This window comes from Pseudomonas sp. GW821-FHT09E04, from assembly GCF_059416185.1.
Genome location: NZ_JBWKOR010000004.1, coordinates 301,232 through 319,947, shown reverse-complemented (window position 1 = coordinate 319,947; position 18,716 = coordinate 301,232). Strand labels below are relative to the sequence as shown.

Sequence of the window (18,716 nt, the reverse complement as noted above, 5' to 3'; positions counted from 1 at the left end):
GACCGTTACCGGCCGCGAGGTTTTTTTATACCCGGTCAGGACGCCCAGGGCGATTGGCGGATGACTTCGACAAAGTTCATCGGCTTGAACCCCGGCGCCTGATCCTTCAGCACATCGGTCTTCACATTGCCGAACGTCGTCTGCGGGCGATGACGCAAGCCATCGGCGAACGCGCAGATGATGCACTCCTTGAAACCCTCGCCCCGTGGATGCGCATGCACCACTGCCTCGCGCTGCACGGTGGTGAACGCAGCGTAATCCATGCCCAGCACATCCATCTCGACGCCTGCCGTCACCAGCGCCACGGTCGGACGCAGATGCTTCGGTACGCCCGGCGTGGTGTGCAGGGCAATCGACAGCCAGACCTGTTCGATGTCGTCGTCGCTCAAACCGTAAGGCTTGAGAAACGCCGCCGCGGCGTTGGCGCCATCGACTTCGAAGCGCTCGTCGTCGCTGCGGTGACCTTCGACCAGCCCCAGGTCGTGGAACATCGCACCGACGTACAACAGCTCCGGATCGTAGGCCAGTTGCTGGCGTTCGCCGCTCAAGGCACCGAACAGAAACACCCGGCGCGAATGGTGATAGAGCAGGTCGGATTCGATGTCGCGGATGTATTCGGTGGTGGCCCGGGCGAGGGCGCTGTCGGGGATCTGGATACCGGCGATGGTCGTGGTCATGTTGAGCTTCCTCGTCGAAAACGCCGTCACGGCGCTGATGGAGAAAGTCTGTTCCCGGCGGCAAAACCGGACAATCGATCCATGGCAGCGATCCTTGCCATTCCACCTGCAAATCGTGCCAGCTCGCTTCTGCGGCGTGGATTGGCTAGGGTTGGCGCTGATCCGCCATTCCCCGGGAGCCGATATCGCCATGAACAGAACCGTTGCCATCGTGGTGTTCCCCGGCGTGCAGGCGCTGGACGTCAGCGGGCCCATGGACGTGTTCGCCGAGGCCAATCGCTTCCTGGCGCCGGAGGATCATTACCGGCTCGAAGTGATCGGCGTCGAGCGCGGACCGATGGCGTGTTCCAACGGGCTGACCCTGAGTGCTCACCGGCATTTCAGCGACGTGCAGGAAGCCTGCGATTTGCTGCTGGTGGCCGGCGGGCCGCAGTTGCCGTTCCTGGATTTCGGCAGCACGTTCGATGCCTGGTTGCGTGAGGCCTGCGGGCGGGCGCGGCGGTTCGGTTCGATCTGCAACGGCGCGTTCATGCTGGCCCGCGCGGGGTTACTGGAAGGGCGCACGGTGACCACCCACTGGAACGACGCCGAGGTGCTGGCGCAGTTGTGCCCGTCGAGCCGGGTCGAGGCCGATCGGCTGTACGTCGAGGATGGTCAGCTCTACACCTCGGCGGGGGTGACGGCGGGGATCGATCTGTCGCTGTACCTGCTGGCGCGTGACTACGGTGCCGAGGTGGCGCTGAGCGTGGCCAAGCGGCTGGTGGTATTTACCCAGCGCTCGGGCGGGCAGTCGCAGTTCAGCCCGTTTCTCACGCCCCACGCCGAACCGACGTCGGCGGTGGCGATGGTGCAACTGTACGTGCTGGCCAATCTCACCGGCGACCTGACCATCGCCGACCTGGCGAATGCCGCCAACATGAGCGCACGGAATTTCTCCCGGGTGTTTGCCCGGGAAGCCAAGGTCACCCCGGCAGAATTCGTCGAGCGGGCGCGGGTGGATGCGGCGCGGGTGATGCTCGAAAGCACCACGGCGCCGCTGAAGACTGTGGCGTATCAATGCGGGTTTCGCGATGCGCAACACATGCGCAGCGTGTTCAACCGCCGGCTGGGGGTGACGCCGCAGCAGTTTCGGCTGAACTTTGCGGCGATGGTTTGAGTGGTGATCGGCTATGGATCGCCACCCCTCACCCCAGCCCTCTCCCCGAGGGAGAGGGAGTCGACCGAGTTGTCTTGCGCCTTACATCGACCTGAATTATCGGAGTCGATTATGGATTTAGCGCCGAATGCTTTGCTGCGATTTTGGATTCAGCTGAATTCGTTCAGGTCGGCGTATCTCCCCAATATCCCCCGATCGGCTCCCTCTCCCCCCGGGAGAGGGCTGGGGTGAGGGTGCTTTTACTGCGCCCGCGCCGGCAACAGCTTCAAGGTACTGCGCGTATTCGCCGTCACCTCTTCATCACTGAAATGCGCCTGCACATACAGCCCGTCCACATACGCTTCCGCCTGATCGTCATAGTGACTGTCGAACGGCACGCCGCTCTGGCCGACCGGGTTGATCGTCAGGCTGTGAGCAGGGTCGGCGAAGTCCACCAGCCGCCGAGTCGACGGGCCGTAGGTCACCGGCCATGGCGCGGGGCCGATCTTCGCCGAGAGGTTGTTCGGCACTTCATGGGTGCCCGGTGCGGCAAACGGGCCGACATTGAAGATGCGATCCAGCGGTTTCTGCTGACCCAACGGATGACCATGGGTCAGCGTGTGCGCCTTGCCCCATTGCCAGCCGGAGGCGTCGTCGCCGAGGATCTGTTTCAGGTGCGCCATGCTCGCCTGCCACGCGGTGCGCACGGTGTCGGCGCGGGTCTCCTTGCCTGGCGTGTTGCGGTTGTCCCACCACGGTGAATCGGCGTTGGCTGCCAGTCGCGGCAACGCTGCATCGAGCACGCGGGTCGACAGCAGAGTCTCGAACATGTCGTTGCCCAGTTCATCGCGCATCGCCGCGTCGGCCAGGTTGTAGAGGAACTGGTTGAACACCGTCGCGCTGACCGAATCCAGTGGATAGTCGCCCTGCCACTGGGCCAGTTGCTCGACCAGTTTCAGCTGCGCCGGGTCAGTCACCACTTCACGCAATACCGGCAGTAATGGCGCGAGCACGCGCGGGCCGTAACCGGTGGTGGTGCCCAGTTGCAGCTTCTGGTTGGCTTCGTTGTCCCACTTCACGTTCTTGTCGGCGAGCTGGCGGTTGAGCTGCTGGCCACGGTCAGCGAGGTTGTAGTAACCGGGAATCTCCATGCCGGTCGGCGACACGGGCTGGAAGTTGGCCGAGACGATATAGCCCCGCGCCGGGTTCTCTTCCTGCGGGTTGGCGCTGAACGGGAAGTAGCCGTCCTTGTCCGCCTGATTGCCGCTGCCGTCGAGGATGAACTCGGGTTTGACCCCGGCCGGACGCTTGGGCAACAGCGCCGAGGCCCACCAGGCGATATCGCCCTTGGCGTTGGCATAGACAATGTTCAGCCCCGGCGCCTGCACCTTGGCAGCAGCGGCGCGAGCCTTGGCCAGGGTGTCGGCGCGGTTGAGCTGGTAGAAACCTTCGAGGATCGGGTTCGGCGTTTCGAGGAATGCCCACCACATCGCAATCGGGGTTTTCCCGGCGGCGGTGCCGAGGGCGTCGTTGACGATCGGCCCGTGGGGCGACTGGCGCAGGGTGATGGTCACCGGCGCCTGGTCTTTCACCGCAATCTGCTGCTCGGTGCTGACCATGTCGGTCCACTGACCGTGATACCAGACCTGATTCGGGTTGTCCGGATTGACCTTCTCGGCGATCAGGTCCAGGTCATCGTTCTGGAACATGGTCAGGCTCCAGCCGAAATCCAGGTTGTGCCCCAGGAACGCAAATGGCACCAGCGCCTGATGATGGCCGTAGAGTTCAAAACCCGGCGCCGACAACTGTGCTTCGTACCACACCGATGGCACCGAGAAGCGGATGTGCGGGTCGCCGGCCAGTAATGCCTTGCCACCCCTGCTGCGGCTGCCGGCAATCACCCAGGCGTTGCTGCCTTCGAACTGCGGCAGGCCGTTTTCGATCAGCGCCTGTTCGCTGAGGCGGGCGAGGGCGTTCAGGTCTTTCCAGTCTTCGGCGGCGAGTGCCGGTGTTTTGCCGGCGTGGCCTTTGGCGAGCACGCCCTTGGGCTGCCAGTCGAGGTCGAAGACGTTGAGGTAATCGGCGCCGAGCTGATCGCGCACGTAGGTCAGCAACGGTTCGGTGCGAAACGCGGCGGCGAAGCTGTAGGCCATGTAGCCGGCGACGCTGATGGTGTCTTCGGCGGTGAACGGCCGCTTGGGGATGCCCAGCACGTCGAACTCGACGGGGGCGGCGTGCGAGTCCTGATATTGATTGATGCCGTCCAGATAGGCTTGCAGGGCCTTCCAGGCCGGCGACTGCTTGTCGAGGCTGGCCACGTAAGTGGCAGCGCGTTCGCGAATGCGCAGGCTGCGGAACAGTTTGTCGGTATCGAGCAGTTTCGGCCCGAGCACTTCGGCCAGTTCGCCCCGAGCCAGGCGGCGCATGGCTTCCATCTGGAACAGCCGGTCCTGGGCGTGCACGTAACCGAGGGCACGATAGAGGTCAGTTTCGTTTTCAGCACGGATGTGCGGCACGCCGCGTTCGTCGTAACGCACGGTCACCGAGCCTTGCAGGTTGCGCAACTCCACCTGGCCCTGACGCGTCGGTTGCTTGCTGTACACGTACCAGCCGCCGGCGGCGAGCAGTGCAACGATGAGCAAGGCAAGAACGGTAAAGACGCGTTTCATGGTGACTCCTTGTGCATTCGGGGTTGCCGCCCGTGCGGGCTGCAAACAATTAGCACACGCCTCGTGTGCCGCGCATCGCTGTCCTTGAAATGTCCGGAATGCCTTACTTCGTTTCTACCGGCCACGGGCAGTAGCAACCGACCGCCAACGTATGAGTCGCATTGACCGGACGATCATCACTCAACGCTTGCAGGATCGGTTCGATAAAACTGTTGCTGGAGTTGCACGTCAGGCCTTCGCTGTACGGGCCGAAGTACGCCAGTTTGCCGCTGCGATCCCAGATCGCCACGGCCGGGCTGGCGGGGATCTGTTCGGAGCCGGGCAGCACCGCGATGGTCTTGAGATTGCTGAGCGTGGCGGGCAACTGGCCGTGGCTGCCGGACTTCTGCACGGCATAGAACTCCACACCTTTGGGGCCGAACTGTTCGACCATTTCGGTCAGGTGCTGCTGATTGCCGACGTTGCACGGGCAGGCCGGGTCCCAGAAATGCACCAGGCGGATGTTGCCGGGGCCGGCGAGGTCTTCGGGCAGTCGCAGCGGATCGCCGGAAAACACCGCCGTGTGTTCGCTGAAGGCCCGCAGGTAGCGGCCCTGAAACCAGTCGTACGCGGCCCACAGCACGCCGGCACACACGATGGCGAGCAGGCTGGCAAACAGTGCGGTGCGGTAGGGCGAGCGCATGGATTTGGTTCCTCGAGAGCGCGCTAGCTTGCCATGCTTGCCGCGACAGATGAATATCGCAGGCCGATAAAGTCCGTTTACCGTTTTGGAATTGCCCATGTCTGCTGCCTTCAATCCCGATCATCTGCGCGCGAGCCTCAAGCCTTTGGCCGAGTGGCAGCCGTTGTCCGAGGAGGCGAAGGCGTATCAGCGGTTCTACAAGACCGACTTCCCGGAACGCGATGTCTGGCGCGGCATGGGCCGGTTCGACGTCGATGGTTATGAGTTGGTCAGTCATTGCTGGTGGCCGGCGGAAACGGCCAAGGCCACGCTGTTTCTGGTTCATGGTTTTTATGACCACACCGGTCTCTATCGGCATGTGATCGAGTGGGCGCTGGATCAGGGGTTCGCGGTGATTGCCTGCGATCTGCCGGGGCATGGTCTGTCGAGCGGCGAGCGGGCGAGCATCCGCGATTTCTCCGAGTATCAGGATGCGCTGCAAGGTCTGTTCGCCGAGGCGCATTCGATCGCGCTGCCGCAGCCGTGGCACTTGTGCGGGCAAAGTACCGGCGGTGCGATCATTGTCGATCACGTGCTCAACCATGGCGAAAACAGCCCGGCGCAAGGCCAGCTGATTCTGCTGGCGCCGCTGGTGCGTCCGCGGGCCTGGGGCTGGTCGCAGTTCAGTTATTACCTGCTCCGGCCCTTCGTCCGGGGCATCGCCCGGCGTTTCAGCGAGAACTCCAATGATCCGGATTTCCTGCCATTCCTGCAGGCCGATCCATTGCAGCCAAAACGCTTGCCGACGGCGTGGGTCGGGGCGTTGTCACGCTGGATCAACCGCGTGGAATACGCGAAGAAAAGTCCGCGTCGGCCGCTGATCATTCAGGGCCAGGCGGACATGACGGTGGATTGGCCGCACAACCTGCAAGTGCTGAAGTGGAAGTTCGACCGGCCGCAGATTCTGTTGCTGGCGGAGGCGCGGCATCACCTGGCCAATGAGACGGCGGAAATGCGCGAGGAGTATTTCGAGTTCCTGAACAAGCGGATCAAGGGCCGCAATCCCTAGATCACTGATTGAGGTTCGAGGTGCTTTGCCCCACGGCCAGCCCGGCGCGAATCGCCGCCAGCGCTGCCTGATAGTAGGCCTTGCCTTCGGTGGATTCGGCGAAGGTCGCGAATTCTTCCAGTTCTTCATCCGACAAATCGCGATAGACGTACAGCAGCGTGTTGTTCAGGTGGGCGCCGATCTGATCCATCAGTCGCTGGCGTTGACCGTTCAACATGCCCTGGGCCTGACCGCCGCCGAGCAGGCCAGGGATCATCGAACTCAGGCTGTCCGCCGCCACGCCGGCAATCGCCAGGCTGACTTCGGCGCCGGCTTCGCGGGCGGGCAGGGCCTGGGCGAGGTGGCCGATGATCAGCAGACGACTGTCGCTGGCCGGCATCTTCGGCAGGCCCTTGGCGTTTTTGGCCAATTGATCGCGGCGGGTCGCCAGCAGTTCGGCGGCGACGATCTTCTTGCCCAGCGGTGACTGAAAGAACGACAGGGCCGGTTTCGGGTCGGCGAGATTCTTGCGCAATTGCGCTTCGGCCCGTTGATCCACGGCCTGGGGGGCGAAGCGCTGATTGCTGTTGTTCACCAGCGCCTGAAACACCGCCGGCGGCAGGCTGTTCTGGTAGCGCTGTTGCGCGGCGCTCAGGGCGTCATTGAAATGCGCGCGTTGTTCCGGCCAGCCGGCGACCTTGTACAACTGGTCGTGGCCGTCTGCCCAGGCGGGCAAAACGCAGAACATCAACAGTGAAAAAAGCAAACGGCGCATAGGGACTCCTGTCAGCAGCGGACTATTCTCCGTGCGGTGCCAGTACTTGTCGAGAATTCGTATCAAGCCGCCGCGTGGCTCTGTCGGAATTCCCGGCGCAGGCATACTATGCGCGCCATGCAAATATCCTCTGAACACCCGCTGCTGTTACGTATCGTCGACGACCTGGCCGAGCGTGGCTGGTCGCAGCAGAACATTTTCCTGCCTGCGGATCTGACCCGCGCGCTGGCCGCCGAGTGCCGCAAACGTGACGCCGAAGGTGAACTGGCGCCGGCGGGGGTCGGACGTGGCCCGTTGTCGGAGGTCCGCGAGGGTATTCGTGGTGACCATATCCAGTGGATCGATCCCGGCCAGGCCGAGGCCAGTGACCGTTATCTGAACCTGATGGACAGCCTGCGCGAGGCGCTCAATCGCGGCTTGTTCCTGGGCCTGGAAGATTTCGAGTGCCATTTCGCCCTGTACCCGCCGGGTGCGTTCTATCGCAGGCATGTCGACCGTTTTCGCGACGATGACCGGCGTATGGTCTCGGCGGTGATCTACCTCAATGACGGCTGGCTGCCGGAGGATGGCGGGCAACTGCGCATGTACCTGGAGAACGACCGCGTCCATGACGTGCAACCTACCGGCGGTTGTCTGGTGGTGTTTCTCTCCGGTGAAGTGCCCCACGAAGTGTTGCCGGCCCATCGTGAGCGCCTGTCGCTGACAGGCTGGTTCCGCCGCCGTGGCAACGAGCCGTTCTGAGATGCAGAAGATCCTCGTGAGCCGCTGCCTGTTGGGCCATCGCGTGCGTTATGACGGTGGCGCCAGCGGGCCGTTCGATCTGCTGGAACAGTGGATTGCCGAAGGGCGTGTCGTGCCGCTGTGCCCGGAAGTGGCCGGTGGTCTGCCGACGCCTCGGGCGGCGGCGGAGATTCCGGGCGGGCAGGGCAGTGAAGTGCTCGATGGCCTTGCGGCGGTGATCACCACCGAGGGCGAGGACGTCAGTGCGCAGTTTCTCGACGGTGCGCGCCAGGCGCTGGAACTGGTGCAGAAACACGAAATTCGCGTGGCGGTGCTCAAGGCCAACAGTCCTTCCTGCGGGAACCTGCTGACCTATGACGGGACGTTCAGTGGGGTGAAGGTGAGTGGCGAAGGTGTCACGGCAGCCTTGCTCAAGCGCCATGGCGTGCAGGTCTTCAGCGAACTGGAACTGCCGCAGGCCGCACAGGCGCTCAAGGCACTCGACTAGACACCGTCACTTCAGGTGTTCAGTGGCCTGCGCGTTCAACCACTTCTGCGACAACGCCTCCAGCCGCCCATCCGTCCTGATCCGCTGCAACGCATTCTCAAGACTCGCGTGAAACGCCGGGTTGCCCTTCTGAAATGGAATCGCCAGATCCACCGGCGGCCCGACCTTCGGTTTTTCCTCAGTCAGCGTCTGTACCAGCACCAATGGGCGGGGCTGCTCATCCTTTTTTGCCAATAACTGCGCATTGACCTGTGTGTAAGGTTCGCTGAAGTCGAAACGATCCTTGAGTTCCGGGGTCAGTGCTATGTGGTTGAGCGCGACGTCGTACTTGCCGCTTTCGACGCCCTGGAGCAGATCGGCTTCGTCGGTGACGATGAAGTCGGCGCGCACATCCAGCTCGTTGGCCAGCAGTTGCCCAAGCTCGACCTCGAACCCCGTGAGTGTGTCGCCGTCCTTGAAATTGAAGGGCGGTGTATTAGCCTCAAGGGCAATGCGCAACTCGCCACGGTCGTTGATGTCATCAATCAGTTCGGCATGAGCCAGCGGGCTCAGAAGGGGAAGCAGGCAGATCAGGCCAGGCAGAAAGCGCATGGTCACTCCTTTGAAATCATTGTCGCGGCCTGCTGTTCAGGCTCGCTTTGCTATGGTTGTCGAGTGCCTTCGACAACGAATGGTCATGAAGTTGTCATGACCGCGCGGATTTTACGGAAAAACTGGAGAAGAGAATGAAAACATTCATGTCACGCGCCGCTTTGGCAGGGCTTCTGTTAAGTGCTTCGATGATGGCCAGCGCCGCTACACCGGCACCGGCCGGTGCTTCAGTGAGTATTGTCGAGCCGAGCAGCGGTGCCGTTGTGGACAAGACATTCAAGGTCAAGTTTGAAGTCAAAGGCATTGCCCTGGCGCCGGCCGGCGACCCGACCGCGAACACCGGGCACCATCACCTGCTGGTCGATGCCAAGGAAATCGTCCCGGCGGGCAGCGTGATCCCGACCGATGCCAACCACCTCCACTTCGGCAAGGCCCAGACCGAAACCGAACTGACCCTGGCGCCGGGCAAGCACACCTTGCAGCTGGAGCTGGGCGACAAGGGCCACATGGCCTTCGATCCGCCAATCGTTTCGGAAAAGATCACCGTGACGGTGAAATGACTTTTCCGCCGGCATGAAAAAGGGAGCCCCGAGGGGCTCCCTTTTTTGTGGCTCAGCGCTTGATCAGAACAGCACGCGGCTACGGATGGTGCCGTTGACGTGTTGCAGCTTCTCTTGCGCCAGCTCCGAGTACTCGGCGTCGACGTCGATCACCACGTAGCCGACCTTCTCGTTGGTCTGCAGGAACTGACCGGAGATGTTGATGCCGTTTTCGGCGAAGACCTTGTTGATCTCGCTCATCACACCCGGGATGTTCTCGTGGATGTGCAGCAGGCGGTGCTTGCCAGGGTGAGCCGGCAGGGCCACTTCCGGGAAGTTCACGGACGATACCGAAGTACCGTTGTCGCTGTACTTGACCAGTTTCTCTGCCACTTCCAGACCGATGTTGGCCTGCGCTTCAGCGGTGGAACCGCCGATGTGCGGGGTCAGGATCACGTTGTCCAGGCCGCGCAGCGGGCTTTCGAACTCTTCGTCGTTGGAGCGCGGCTCGACCGGGAACACGTCGATGGCGGCGCCGATCAGGTGCTTGTCCTTGATCGCTGCGGCCAGGTGATCCAGCTCGACCACGGTGCCGCGTGCTGCGTTGATCAGGATGCCGCCCTTCTTGATGGCGCGGATTTCCTTCTCGCCGATCATCCACTGGGTCGCAGCGGTTTCCGGAACGTGCAGGGTGACGATGTCGGACATGCCCAGCAGCTCGTGCAGGTTGCCGACCTGGGTCGCGTTGCCCAGCGGCAGCTTGGTCACGGTGTCGTAGAAGAACACCTGCATGCCCAGACCTTCAGCCAGGACCGACAGCTGAGTACCGATCGAGCCGTAGCCGACGATGCCCAGTTTCTTGCCGCGGATCTCGAAGGAGTTGGCCGCCGACTTGATCCAGCCGCCACGGTGGCAGGAAGCGTTTTTCTCAGGGATGCCGCGCAGCAGCAGGATCGCTTCGGCCAGCACCAGCTCGGCAACGGAGCGGGTGTTGGAGTACGGCGCGTTGAACACGGCGATGCCGCGCTCGCGGGCAGCACTCAGGTCAACCTGGTTGGTGCCGATGCAGAAACAGCCGACTGCCACCAGCTTCTTCGCGTGATCGAAGATCTCTTCGGTCAGTTGGGTGCGCGAACGAATGCCGATGAAGTGAGCGTCAGCGATCTTTTCCTTGAGCTGGGCTTCCGGCAGGGAGCCTGTCAGGTATTCGATGCTGGTGTAGCCCGCCGCCTTGAGGACGTCGACAGCCGATTGGTGGACGCCTTCGAGAAGAAGGAACTTGATCTTGCTCTTATCGAGAGAAGTCTTGCTCATCTGCGTAAACCTGTATCCCGGAGAAAAATGGCAGGAAATGGTCAACAGACATTGACCTTGACGACAAGAATGCCGTCACCGCAGAACCGCCGTTGGGCACTGGCCTGCGGGGTCGGTATGCTAGCATAGCCGCCCCGCTAATCACTCATTCCTGCGACGTGAAGCGTTCTCAGGATGACCATGAATTGTTCGAGAGTTCCGTCGATGACCAATCCTGCCCTGATTGATGAACTGAAGACCCTGGTCGAGCCTGGCAAGGTCCTGACCGATGCCGACTCCCTGAACGCGTACGGCAAGGATTGGACCAAGCACTTCGCCCCGGCGCCCAGCGCCATCGTGTTCCCCAAGACCATCGAGCAGGTGCAGGCCATCGTCCGCTGGGCCAACGAACACAAAGTGGCGCTGGTGCCCTCGGGCGGCCGCACCGGTCTTTCTGCCGCTGCCGTGGCCGCCAATGGCGAAGTGGTGGTGTCGTTCGACTACATGAACCAGATTCTCGACATCAACCTCACCGACCGCACCGCCGTGTGCCAGCCGGGCGTGGTCACCGAGCAATTGCAGAACGCGGCCGAAGAACATGATCTGTACTACCCGGTGGACTTCGCGTCGGCCGGTTCCAGCCAGATTGGCGGCAATATCGGCACCAATGCCGGCGGGATCAAGGTCATTCGCTACGGCATGACTCGCAACTGGGTGGCGGGCATGAAAGTGGTCACCGGCAAGGGCGATGTGCTGGAACTGAACCGGGACCTGATCAAGAACGCCACCGGTTACGACCTGCGCCAGCTGTTCATCGGCGCCGAAGGCACCCTCGGGTTCGTGGTCGAGGCCACCATGCGCCTGGATCGCGCACCGAAAAACCTGACCGCAATGGTGCTCGGCACCGCGGATTTCGACTCGATCATGCCGGTGCTGCACGCCTTCCAGGGCAAGCTCGACCTGACCGCGTTCGAATTCTTCTCCGACAAGGCCCTGGCCAAGGTCATGGGCCGTGGCGACGTCCCGGCACCGTTCGAAACCGACTGCCCGTTCTATGCGTTGCTGGAATTTGAAGCGACCACCGAGGAAGTGGCCAACAGCGCCCTGGAAACCTTCGAGCATTGCGTGGAGCAGGGCTGGGTGCTGGACGGCGTGATGAGCCAGAGCGAAACCCAATTGCAGAACCTGTGGAAGTTGCGCGAGTACATCTCCGAAACCATCTCCCACTGGACGCCGTACAAGAACGACATCTCGGTCACCGTCTCGAAAGTCCCGGCGTTCCTGCGGGAAATCGACGCGATCGTCGGCAAACATTATCCAGACTTCGAAATCGTCTGGTTCGGCCACATCGGCGACGGCAACCTGCACCTGAACATCCTCAAGCCGGACAACCTGAGCAAGGACGAGTTTTTCGCCAAGTGCGCCACCGTCAACAAGTGGGTGTTCGAAACCGTCGAGAAGTACAACGGTTCGATTTCCGCCGAGCACGGCGTGGGCATGACCAAGCGCGACTACTTGACCTACAGCCGCTCGCCGGTGGAAATCGAATACATGAAAGCGGTCAAGGCGGTGTTCGACCCGAACGGCATCATGAACCCGGGCAAGATCTTCGCAGTTTGATTGGCAATCCCTGATGAATCAATGAAGGCAGGAGTCGGTAATGAGCTATCAGCACCAGTATGTCGACGGTACGCGGATTCATTTTCCGCTGGGGAAAGTGGTGTGCATCGGCCGCAACTACGCCGAACACGCCAAGGAACTGGACAACCCGGTCCCTACCGAACCGTTGCTGTTCATCAAGCCGGGCAGTTGCGTGGTGCCGCTGGAAGGTGGTTTCAGCATTCCGACCGAGCGTGGCTCTGTGCATTACGAAGCGGAAATCGCCGTGTTGATCGGCAAGCCGCTGTCGACCAAGCCCAGCCGTGAAGAAGTGCTGGACGCGATCTCCGGATTCGCCCCGGCGCTGGACCTGACCTTGCGCGACAAGCAGGCCGAGCTCAAGTCCAAGGGCCTGCCGTGGGAAATCGCCAAGTCGTTCGACGGCGCGGCGGTGATTGCACCGTTCGTGGTCGGCAGCACCTTTGCCGACCTGACCGACATCGGCATCCGCCTGACCATCAATGGCGAAGTGCGCCAGGACGGCAACAGCAGCGCGATGCTCAACCCGATCGTGCCGATGATCCAGCACATGGCCGGCTGCTTCTCGCTGCAGGCCGGTGACGTGATCCTGACCGGCACGCCGGTGGGTGTCGGTCCGCTGAACGTTGGCGATGACATTGTGCTGGAACTGCCGGGCGCCAGTCGCTTCACCAGCAGCGTTCGCTGATCCGGGCAACGCGTTCCCGAGTGGGAGATTGCGGGTTTGAGGTGCGCCCTCAAGCCGGCAATCTCCCATTTCTGTTTTGTGATCCCGCCTGCAAAGGCGCAGGGCAATCCGGCCATTTGCCGTTTTTTTCACATCCTGTCCGGATAATTCCGGTCATTCTGGCGTCTGAGCCGGCCTCTTTGTGCTATTACCCATAGCCTGAATTTTTCGGAACGCGTCCACTGATGTCATCTCAAACACAGCTCAACACTGCTCGCCGTTCACGTTTCGCCCTGCGCTGGTATTACTGGCTGTTGCTGGTGGTCGCGGCCGGTTACGGTCTGGCGTATGCGATGCATTGGGATGACCGTGGCCTGTTGTGGGTGCGCGAGCGCTTCGAAAGCCCGGCTGAACGCACGGCGAGTGTCTGGTTGCCGGACTATCGGGTGGTGATCGACGCCAAGCTGTTGCCGGGGATGGAAAAGGACGAGGCCTCGGACCTGTCCTACGACCCGCAGAGCAAGACCCTGTTTTCGGTGATGGGCAAGAATCCGTTCCTGGTCGAGCTGACCTTGCAGGGCGACGTGCTGCGCAAGATGCCGCTGGTGGGCTGGATCAACCCGGAAGGCGTGACCGTCATGGGCAATGGCTTGCTGGCTATTGTCGATGAGCGTGAGCACATGCTGTCGATCGTCAAGGTCGATGCCAATACCCGCGAGCTGAAGCGCGACGATTTCCCGAAATACGACCTCGGCCCCTCGAAAAACCAGAACAAGGCCTTCGAAGCCATCACCTGGGATGCCCGCAACCAGCGATTGTTGCTGGGCGAAGAACGTCCGCCAGCGCTGTTCACTTGGAAAAGCGACGGCAGCCAGACTCTCACCGGCGACAAGCAGAAACTGCCGAACGATGAACTGGACATCCGCAACCTCTCGGCCCTGGCCATCGATCCGCGCACCGGTCATACCCTGGTGCTGTCTGCCGATTCGCACCTGCTGCTGGAGCTGGACGAGAAGGGCGAACAGGTCAGTTTCATGACCTTGCTGGGCGGTTTCAACGGTCTGAAGCAGACCATCCCCCGCGCCGAAGGCGTGACCATGGACGAGGCAGGCACGCTGTACATGGTCAGCGAGCCGAACCTGTTCTACCGCTTCGAAAAACAGAAATAACCCGCCTGCCGCCGCAAGGTTGTCGTCCGGGGCAAGTGGCCTTTAAGCTTCGATTCAGACAGGCGTGATATTTCATCCGCCTGTTTTGATCCCGAGCCCAGCCCGCATGCGTCGATTTGCCCGTCCCAAGCCACTTCTGATCATCCTCTCGGTGATTGCCCTGATCGCATTGATTGCGATCGGCCAATACCTGCGTCTGTTCGAGCGCGCCTGGTTCAACCTGCAAAGTCACTGGCAGCCCCACAGCATTGAGGCGATCAATCTGGATCAGTACCGCGTGGGCATCGAGGCTCGGGTCATCGAGGGGCTGAACGATGACGTCTCCGCGCTGACTTACGATCCGGTGCGCAAAAGCCTGTTCACCGTCACCAACAAGAATGCCGAGCTGATCGAATTGTCGCTGGAGGGCCGGATCCTGCGCCGTGTCGCGCTGATCGGTTTCGGCGATCCGGAGGCGGTCGAGTTCATCAGTGCCGACACTTACGTGATCACCGACGAGCGTCAGCAGCGCCTGATCAAGATCCATCTGGAGCACGACACTACGTTCCTCGATGCGGCGGACGCCGAGCAGATGACGCTCGGCGTGCACATGAGCGGCAACAAGGGTTTCGAAGGTCTGGCTTACGATTCAGTGGGCAAGCGCCTGTTCGTGGCCAAGGAGCGCGATCCGATGCTGATCTACGAAGTGCACGGATTTCCGCACTTCAACCCGGAAAAGTCCTACGCGGTGCATGTCATCAACAACCCCAAGCGCGACGCCGGGATGTTCGTGCGTGACCTGTCGAGCCTGCAATACGACGAGCGCAGCGGCCATCTACTGGCGCTGTCGGACGAATCGCGGCTGATTCTGGAACTGGATGTGGACGGGCGCCCGATGAGCACGATGTCGTTGAGCGGTGGTCGGCAAGGGCTGAAGAAAACCGTGCCGCAGGCGGAAGGCATTGCGATGGATGACGACGGGACGTTGTATCTGGTGAGCGAGCCAAATCTGTTTTATGTCTTCAGAAAACCAGACCCGAACTGACTTTCTTTTTGAACCCCTGTGGGAGCGGACAGGCTCCCACAGGTTCTTCAGGCTTACTCGGCCTTCAGGGTCTTCACGCCTTCGCTGGTGCCCAGCAACAGCAGGTCAGCCGGACGCGCCGCGAACAAGCCGTTGGTGACCACGCCGACGATTGCATTGATCTGCGCTTCCAGCTCCACCGGGTTGGTGATCTGCAGATTGTGCACGTCGAGGATGATGTTGCCGTTGTCGGTCAGCACGCCTTCGCGGTAGACCGGGTCACCGCCCAGCTTCACCAGTTGGCGGGCCACGTGGCTGCGAGCCATCGGGATCACTTCCACCGGCAGCGGGAACGCGCCGAGCACCGGCACCAGTTTGCTGCCGTCGGCGATGCAGATGAAGGTCTTGGCCACGGCCGCGACGATCTTCTCGCGGGTCAGGGCTGCGCCACCGCCCTTGATCAGGTTCAGGTGCTCGTCGCTTTCGTCGGCGCCGTCGATGTAGAACTCCAGGTCGCTGACCGTGTTCAGTTCGTACACCGGAATCCCGTGGCCCTTGAGGCGCGCGGCGGTGGCTTCGGAACTGGCGACCGCGCCATCGAACGCGCCCTTGTGCTGGGCCAGGGCGTCGATGAAGCAGTTGGCGGTGGAGCCGGTGCCGACCCCGACGATGCTTTTGTCGTCAAGTTTCGGAAGGATGAAGTCGACGGCGGCCTGGGCCACGGCCTGTTTGAGTTGATCCTGGGTCATGCGGGCTCCGGAAGCGGGCAAGGTAAGAACGGAAAGGCCGGCATTATAGCCTCAAGCCGGGCTAAAACCTCTGGATTCGTGTGGTCGTGCGCCCGAAAGCCGGGTTAGACTCGTTGGCCCTGCCCAACCCGCTCAGTGATGCTTTCCGATGCTCGAACAGTACGTCAAGAAGATCCTCACCTCGCGCGTTTATGACGTTGCCGTAGAAACCCCGCTGCAGAACGCCCGCCAGCTCTCCGAGCGGCTGGGCAACGACATCTGGCTCAAGCGCGAAGACTTGCAGCCGGTGTTCTCGTTCAAGATTCGCGGCGCCTACAACAAGCTGACCCAGTTGAGCGACGAAGAACGCGCTCGCGGCGTGGTCACCGCGTCGGCGGGCAACCACGCGCAGGGCCTGGCCCTGGCGGCGAAAGTGCTGGGCGTGAAGGCAACCATCGTGATGCCCAAGACCACCCCGGAGATCAAGGTCGAAGGCGTACGCTCCCGTGGCGGCAAGGTGGTGCTGCACGGTGATTCGTTCCCGGAAGCCCTGGCCTACTCGCTGAAACTGGTCGATGAAAAAGGCTACGTCTACATCCATCCGTACGACGATCCGCACACCATTGCCGGGCAGGGCACCGTGGCGATGGAAATCCTGCGCCAGCACCCGCAGCCACTGGACGCGATCTTCGTACCGGTGGGCGGTGGCGGTCTGATCGCCGGCATCGCGGCGTACGTGAAATACCTGCGGCCGGACATCAAGGTCATCGGCGTCGAGCCCGACGACTCCAACTGCCTGCAAGCGGCGATGGCGGCGGGCGAGCGCGTCGTGCTGCCGACCGTGGGCATCTTCGCCGACGGCGTGGCGGTGGCGCAGATCGGCCAGCATACGTTCGACATCTGCAAGGATTACGTCGATGAAGTGATCACTGTCAGCACCGACGAGATCTGTGCGGCGATCAAGGACATCTACGACGACACCCGTTCGATCACCGAACCGGCCGGCGCCCTGGGCGTGGCCGGGATCAAGAAGTATGTCGAGCAGCGCGGCGTCAGCAGCCAGACTTTCGTCGCCATCGACTCCGGGGCCAACGTCAACTTCGACCGCCTGCGCCACGTCGCCGAGCGCGCCGAGCTGGGCGAGGGGCGTGAAGCGATCATCGCCGTGACCATCCCGGAGAAGGCCGGCAGCTTCAAGGCGTTCTGCGAGGCCATCGGAAAACGCCAGATCACCGAATTCAACTATCGCTACAACACCGGCAGCGAAGCGCACATCTTCGTCGGCGTGCAGACTCACCCGGAAAACGACCCGCGCAGCGCCTTGCTGTCGAGCCTGACCGAACAGGGTTTCCCGGTACTCGACCTCACCGACAACGAACTGGCCAAACTGCATATCCGCCACATGGTCGGTGGGCGCGCGGCGCAGGTGGTCGATGAAGTGGTGTTGCGCTTCGAGTTTCCGGAGCGTCCGGGCGCGCTGTTCAACTTCCTCAACAAGCTCGGCGGGCGCTGGAACATTTCGATGTTCCACTACCGCAACCACGGCGCGGCCGATGGCCGTGTGGTCGCCGGTCTGCAAGTGCCTCACGAGGAGCGTCACCTGGTTCCCGCAGCGCTGGCGGAAATCGGCTACCCGTACTGGGACGAAAGCGACAACCCGGCCTATCAGCTGTTTCTTGGCTGAGCGGCTACGCTGATGGGCAGGCCTTAAGGAAATCGGACAATGGAAACGTTAACTGCCCTGAAAACGGCGCACATGGTCGCCACCGTGGTTCTGCTGGCGAGTGCGCTGGGACTGGGCGTCTGGGTTTTACTGGCCCGGCGCAAAGGTGATGCGACGGCGGGCAGCCGCACCTTGCAGCGGCCACGGGTGTTTGTCTGGCTGCTGATGGGCCTGGCGCTGCTGAGCATGCCGTTTACGGGTTGGTGGATGGTGCATCTGGTGGGTTGGCCGTTGGGGCAGACGTGGATTCTGGCCTCCAGCGTGCTGTACACCGTGGCGGCGCTGGCGTGGTTCTGGCTGCTGGTGCGCTTGAACCGGTTGCGCAAGGCGCCGGGCGGCGTCGGCAGGTTCAGCTTTGCCCTGGCGCTGTTCAGTTTTGTCTGCTTTGTCGCGATTGCCGGGTTGATGGGCGCCAAGCCGGTTTAAGGCCCGGCACCCGGTCTCGAGATCAATCGCGCAGCGAGATGACCGACCAGCCGCGTTTCTCGGCTTCGGCCCGCAGATTCGGGTCCGGATCAACAGCGACCGGGTTCACCACCTGCTCCAGCAGCGGCAAGTCGTTCATCGAGTCGCTGTAGAAATAGCTGTCTTGCAGCGAATGCCCGGTCTCTTCCAGCCAGCGGTTCAGGCGCGTTACCTTGCCTTCACGGAAGCACGGCACGTCGGTGCTGCGACCGGTGTAGCGACCGTCCTGCATCTCGCACTCGGTGGCGATCAGGGTTTCAACGCCCAGGCGCTCGGCAATCGGTGCGGTGACGAAGCGGTTGGTGGCGGTGATGATCACCAGTTTGTCGCCGGCGTCGCGGTGCTTTTTCAGCAGCTCGACCGCTTTTGGCAACATCAGCGGCTCGATGCAGTCGCGCATGAAGTCGCTGTGCCATTGCTCGAGCACGGCCATGTCGGTGCGGCCGAGAATTTCCAGGCAGAAGTTCAGGTACGCGGCGTTATCCAGTTTGCCCGCCAGGTAGTCCTGATAGAACTCGTCGTTGCGTGCCTTGTAAGCGATCGGGTCGAGGAAGCCGCGTTCACACAGATAATCGCCCCAGGCGTGATCGCTGTCGCCGCCCAGAAGGGTGTTGTCCAAATCGAATAAAGCCAGGCGCATTGCAGTTACCCGCTGAAAAGTCAGTAAAAAGGCCACAAGAATACGGTCTTTTCACAAGAGTGCACAT

At 61.9% G+C, this 18,716-nt stretch carries 19 protein-coding genes; 11 read left to right on the top strand and 8 right to left on the bottom strand.

The window, feature by feature from the left end:
* Positions 1 to 35: 35 nt before the first annotated feature.
* Positions 36 to 677, bottom strand: a complete 642-nt coding sequence (locus AC07N4_RS16495) for an HD domain-containing protein (protein WP_115079585.1) — start codon at positions 675 to 677, stop codon at positions 36 to 38.
* 190 nt (positions 678 to 867) lie between these two features.
* Here AC07N4_RS16495 and AC07N4_RS16490 point away from each other — a divergent pair, with 190 nt between their 5' ends.
* On the top strand, positions 868 to 1,833 hold the full coding sequence (locus AC07N4_RS16490; protein ID WP_493065665.1) for a GlxA family transcriptional regulator: 966 nt from the start codon (positions 868 to 870) through the stop codon (positions 1,831 to 1,833).
* Between the two features lie 239 nt (positions 1,834 to 2,072).
* Here AC07N4_RS16490 and AC07N4_RS16485 read toward each other — a convergent pair whose 3' ends face one another.
* Positions 2,073 to 4,481, bottom strand: coding sequence for a penicillin acylase family protein (locus AC07N4_RS16485; RefSeq protein WP_493065666.1), 2,409 nt, complete (start codon positions 4,479 to 4,481; stop codon positions 2,073 to 2,075).
* A gap of 103 nt (positions 4,482 to 4,584) precedes the next feature.
* On the bottom strand, positions 4,585 to 5,163 hold the full coding sequence (locus tag AC07N4_RS16480) for a DUF6436 domain-containing protein (protein ID WP_493065667.1): 579 nt from the start codon (positions 5,161 to 5,163) through the stop codon (positions 4,585 to 4,587).
* A 97-nt stretch (positions 5,164 to 5,260) separates the two neighbouring features.
* Here AC07N4_RS16480 and bipL point away from each other — a divergent pair, with 97 nt between their 5' ends.
* Positions 5,261 to 6,211 (top strand): phospholipase BipL, encoded by a 951-nt coding sequence (gene bipL / locus AC07N4_RS16475; protein ID WP_096817472.1) that lies wholly within the window; start codon positions 5,261 to 5,263, stop codon positions 6,209 to 6,211.
* 1 nt (position 6,212) lies between these two features.
* Here bipL and AC07N4_RS16470 read toward each other — a convergent pair whose 3' ends face one another.
* A complete protein-coding gene (locus AC07N4_RS16470) occupies positions 6,213 to 6,965 on the bottom strand; it encodes a DUF2059 domain-containing protein (protein ID WP_493065668.1) in 753 nt (250 codons plus the stop codon).
* 108 nt (positions 6,966 to 7,073) lie between these two features.
* Between AC07N4_RS16470 and AC07N4_RS16465 the strand changes: the two genes are divergently transcribed.
* Together AC07N4_RS16465 and AC07N4_RS16460 are read left to right on the top strand one after the other, a co-directional pair.
* Positions 7,074 to 7,706: a 2OG-Fe(II) oxygenase gene (locus AC07N4_RS16465; RefSeq protein WP_096817474.1), complete on the top strand. Its 633-nt coding sequence runs from the start codon at positions 7,074 to 7,076 to the stop codon at positions 7,704 to 7,706.
* A gap of 1 nt (position 7,707) precedes the next feature.
* Entirely contained in the window at positions 7,708 to 8,193 is a 486-nt protein-coding gene (locus AC07N4_RS16460) for a 2-thiouracil desulfurase family protein (protein WP_493065669.1), read from the top strand.
* Between the two features lie 6 nt (positions 8,194 to 8,199).
* On the opposite strand, the gene AC07N4_RS16455 is transcribed toward AC07N4_RS16460, so the two are convergent.
* Positions 8,200 to 8,784, bottom strand: coding sequence for a transporter substrate-binding domain-containing protein (locus AC07N4_RS16455; protein WP_102619658.1), 585 nt, complete (start codon positions 8,782 to 8,784; stop codon positions 8,200 to 8,202).
* 134 nt (positions 8,785 to 8,918) lie between these two features.
* Here AC07N4_RS16455 and AC07N4_RS16450 point away from each other — a divergent pair, with 134 nt between their 5' ends.
* Positions 8,919 to 9,344: a DUF4399 domain-containing protein gene (locus tag AC07N4_RS16450; RefSeq protein WP_102619659.1), complete on the top strand. Its 426-nt coding sequence runs from the start codon at positions 8,919 to 8,921 to the stop codon at positions 9,342 to 9,344.
* Positions 9,345 to 9,407: 63 nt separating this feature from the next.
* On the opposite strand, the gene serA is transcribed toward AC07N4_RS16450, so the two are convergent.
* Positions 9,408 to 10,637 carry a phosphoglycerate dehydrogenase gene (serA, locus tag AC07N4_RS16445; protein WP_493065670.1) on the bottom strand — a complete coding sequence of 410 codons (1,230 nt, stop codon included), beginning with the start codon at positions 10,635 to 10,637 and terminating at the stop codon, positions 9,408 to 9,410.
* Positions 10,638 to 10,841: 204 nt separating this feature from the next.
* Here serA and AC07N4_RS16440 point away from each other — a divergent pair, with 204 nt between their 5' ends.
* The 4 genes from AC07N4_RS16440 (at position 10,842) to AC07N4_RS16425 (ending at position 15,114) form a co-directional block, all read left to right on the top strand.
* Positions 10,842 to 12,236, top strand: a complete 1,395-nt coding sequence (locus AC07N4_RS16440) for an FAD-binding oxidoreductase (RefSeq protein ID WP_096817482.1) — start codon at positions 10,842 to 10,844, stop codon at positions 12,234 to 12,236.
* Positions 12,237 to 12,276: 40 nt separating this feature from the next.
* The gene (locus AC07N4_RS16435; protein WP_096817485.1) at positions 12,277 to 12,942 is read left to right on the top strand and encodes a fumarylacetoacetate hydrolase family protein; all 666 of its coding nucleotides are present in this window, start codon (positions 12,277 to 12,279) and stop codon (positions 12,940 to 12,942) included.
* 224 nt (positions 12,943 to 13,166) lie between these two features.
* The gene (locus AC07N4_RS16430) at positions 13,167 to 14,090 is read left to right on the top strand and encodes an SdiA-regulated domain-containing protein (protein WP_192559233.1); all 924 of its coding nucleotides are present in this window, start codon (positions 13,167 to 13,169) and stop codon (positions 14,088 to 14,090) included.
* 106 nt (positions 14,091 to 14,196) lie between these two features.
* Entirely contained in the window at positions 14,197 to 15,114 is a 918-nt protein-coding gene (locus AC07N4_RS16425; RefSeq protein ID WP_273539246.1) for an SdiA-regulated domain-containing protein, read from the top strand.
* 53 nt (positions 15,115 to 15,167) lie between these two features.
* Here AC07N4_RS16425 and rpiA read toward each other — a convergent pair whose 3' ends face one another.
* Positions 15,168 to 15,842 (bottom strand): ribose-5-phosphate isomerase RpiA, encoded by a 675-nt coding sequence (rpiA, locus tag AC07N4_RS16420; RefSeq protein WP_096817491.1) that lies wholly within the window; start codon positions 15,840 to 15,842, stop codon positions 15,168 to 15,170.
* 148 nt (positions 15,843 to 15,990) lie between these two features.
* Between rpiA and ilvA the strand changes: the two genes are divergently transcribed.
* Together ilvA and AC07N4_RS16410 are read left to right on the top strand one after the other, a co-directional pair.
* Entirely contained in the window at positions 15,991 to 17,505 is a 1,515-nt protein-coding gene (ilvA, locus tag AC07N4_RS16415) for a threonine ammonia-lyase, biosynthetic (RefSeq protein WP_493065671.1), read from the top strand.
* Positions 17,506 to 17,544: 39 nt separating this feature from the next.
* Positions 17,545 to 17,970, top strand: a complete 426-nt coding sequence (locus AC07N4_RS16410; RefSeq protein ID WP_085709022.1) for a DUF2269 domain-containing protein — start codon at positions 17,545 to 17,547, stop codon at positions 17,968 to 17,970.
* Positions 17,971 to 17,992: 22 nt separating this feature from the next.
* On the opposite strand, the gene AC07N4_RS16405 is transcribed toward AC07N4_RS16410, so the two are convergent.
* A complete protein-coding gene (locus tag AC07N4_RS16405; protein WP_096817495.1) occupies positions 17,993 to 18,649 on the bottom strand; it encodes a histidinol-phosphatase in 657 nt (218 codons plus the stop codon).
* Positions 18,650 to 18,716: the final 67 nt, after the last annotated feature.